The following is a 1,783-nucleotide window of genomic DNA, read 5'->3' as shown; positions in this document are numbered from 1 at the left end:
GCAACCGCCTCAGCCGCCGTGACAGGTAATCTGCGTGAGCTGGAAGCCGTTACCGTCGCCGGTCCCGCTGGTGTCCTCAAGCTTCACCGCCGCGATCTTCCCCCGCGGCAGCGCGGCGGTCACCCCGTTGGCCATCCCCACCGACATCCTGCCTCTCTCGATGCTGGCTTCCACGTAGAAGCCGCCGGTGCACCCTTCGGGGGCTTCGGAAACGACGAGCACGTAGGAACACTGCAGAGTGCCGCACCTGAAGTTCGAGTGGTCTTCCCAGCGGTAGTAGTTGTAACCAGAGGCTTGGTGCCAGCCTTGGGCTTCCATCTGGCTCTTGACGCTCGCCTGCTGGTCGGCCTCGGCCTGAGCGGAGGCGGAGGCAAGGGCCTGCTCCTCCTGGAGAGCTTCTGCCGCGGCCAGCGCTGACGCCTTGGCGGACGCGGACGCCGAAGCGTTTGCAGCGGCCACCTGCGAGGCCGAGGCCGCAGCTTGAGCTTGTGCCACCGCCGCAGCACTGTTCTCCGACCACATGACGGCGCCGACTCCCGCAACTACAGCAGCAGCGAGCAGGATCCCGATGACGGCCGCGGTGCGGTGGCCTTTCCGCGTCCTGTGGGGATCGGGCTCAGCAGGCATCCCCTGTTCCAGGGAGAAGTCGTCGTGCTCGATCTGGTCCATCCGGTCCCCCCATTTGACTTGTTGCGCCGTCGCCGGCTGTGCTCACTATCGCAGCGAGCATCGCGGCAGCCAACACTTGCCCTGCATTCGAATTGAGCAGGCGCGGTAAGAGGGGGCGCAAAGCACTCCGCTGTGGGATGGTTCGGGGATCGTTCCCAGAATGACTAGTCGGCAGCACGCCAGTGATCTGGGTTTCCCTTGTTCGTGTTTCTCACCCTCGCGACAAGTGGACGATGCCCGAGTCGCTTGGCGTCGTCAATTGCTTGCTTCTGGGTTTGATAAGTCCTCCCGGTGACGCTTGCGCTATGCGCGTACTCAAGTGCGTAGCCGCTAATAGGAGCTGAACTGCTCTTCGGCAGCGGCTCGACGAAGACATTGGCCATGGCAACTATTCCTCCCCTTGGAAACACCCTGTTAGATGCCAGAGAACTCTTTACCATGGAAGCGATCATTGGCGGAAGGCCCGCGCGCAACCCTTCTGACTGTCTTGACGCCAGGTGCCGGTGTTCATGGCGCGCCTTGATGGCGTTCGTCGGTTGCTCAGCGCTGACGGCCCACAGCGCGGAATCGGATCCACGACTGGGCTTCGGCTCGGATCGCCGAAGGGCACGTGGGCCTTCGGTCCGGCTTTGTCCTCAGTGGTGCTGTGCTTCCCCTTTGCCGAGCATGAGCCCGAGACTCTTCCTCAGATCCTCGGCCGATTTGGGATCGAGGACCAGGCTGAGGTTCCTTGTCCCGTCCTGAGGATGAGTCGTCTCGACGTCGAGCTCGATCATGTTCCGCCCGTCGAACGTCTTCGCGACGTGATGGGCAACGACCTTGGGTGGGACGTCAGCACCCATACGGAGGTAGTGAGTCCTGGAGTCCAGGAGCCACATCTCACCGCCCATCAGACGTCTGAGGTGCGCACTGCAGACAGGTGCCTGCTGCAGCGGGGCGAAGTTGTAGGTGAAGACATCACTGGACGAATTGGGGCAGTGGAGCACACGGCACTCAGGCATGCCGTCAAACTATTCCGGTTCTCCTCCGCTCGCCACGTGCTCTTCCTTGTACTTGTTCCTCAGTGCCCGCGGCTGAGAGCGCAGGACGGACCACGCCGCAATTCCGTCGCGTG

The 1,783-nt window shown here is 62.9% G+C and carries 2 protein-coding genes; both read right to left on the bottom strand.

All coding sequences use genetic code 11. The features are described from left to right. Positions 1-9: 9 nt before the first annotated feature. Positions 10-669 (bottom strand): hypothetical protein, encoded by a 660-nt coding sequence (locus IE231_RS18065; protein ID WP_189695385.1) that lies wholly within the window; start codon positions 667-669, stop codon positions 10-12. Between the two features lie 635 nt (positions 670-1,304). Continuing rightward, positions 1,305-1,670, bottom strand: coding sequence for a hypothetical protein (locus IE231_RS18060; RefSeq protein WP_189695384.1), 366 nt, complete (start codon positions 1,668-1,670; stop codon positions 1,305-1,307). Between the last annotated feature and the right edge of the window lie 113 nt (positions 1,671-1,783).

Origin of the sequence: Sinomonas cellulolyticus, assembly GCF_014656475.1 — a bacterium.
In the GTDB taxonomy this organism is placed as follows: Bacteria; Actinomycetota; Actinomycetes; order Actinomycetales; family Micrococcaceae; genus Sinomonas; species Sinomonas cellulolyticus.
The sequence above is the reverse complement of the archived record's forward strand: the minus strand, read 5'-3'. Positions and strand labels throughout refer to the sequence as shown.

Excerpts from the sequence above, each read along its gene's own strand:
- IE231_RS18065 (WP_189695385.1), bottom strand. The coding sequence starts at position 669 with ATGGACCAGATCGAGCACGACGACTTCTCCCTGGAACAGGGGATGCCT.
- IE231_RS18060 (WP_189695384.1), bottom strand. The coding sequence starts at position 1,670 with ATGCCTGAGTGCCGTGTGCTCCACTGCCCCAATTCGTCCAGTGATGTC.